Origin of the sequence: Pseudoalteromonas sp. MER144-MNA-CIBAN-0113 (assembly GCF_040308965.1) — a bacterium.
In the GTDB taxonomy this organism is placed as follows: Bacteria; Pseudomonadota; Gammaproteobacteria; order Enterobacterales; family Alteromonadaceae; genus Pseudoalteromonas; species Pseudoalteromonas tetraodonis.
This window is the reverse complement of record NZ_JBEOOG010000265.1, coordinates 1-294: the sequence shown is the minus strand read 5'-3', so window position 1 is coordinate 294 and position 294 is coordinate 1. Positions and strand designations below refer to the sequence as shown.

The window sequence follows — 294 nt, the reverse complement described above, 5'->3', positions numbered from 1 at the left end:
GGCGGTAACAGGGGTTCGAATCCCCTTGGGGACGCCACTTACTTATTTTAAATAGGGAAGTGCAGTGTTATTAAGCAGCTCGCCTGAAACGAGTCAAACCATTCAGTTGTCCTAGTGACACAGAAAATGTTTCTGAGAAGATAATGCCATTAGCCTCACAGGCTCGGCTCATCTTACGCAGAAATAGCAAATCAGTGATTTGCAAACCAATTTCTGCGTCCCCATCGTCTAGAGGCCTAGGACACCGCCCTTTCACGGCGGTAACAGGGGTTCGAATCCCCTTGGGGACGCCAC

At 49.7% G+C, this 294-nt stretch carries 1 tRNA gene; it reads left to right on the top strand.

From position 1 onward, the window contains the following. The first annotated feature begins 217 nt into the window (after positions 1-217). Positions 218-293: transfer RNA gene (locus AAEY57_RS19655), tRNA-Glu, on the top strand. Position 294 lies beyond the last annotated feature (1 nt).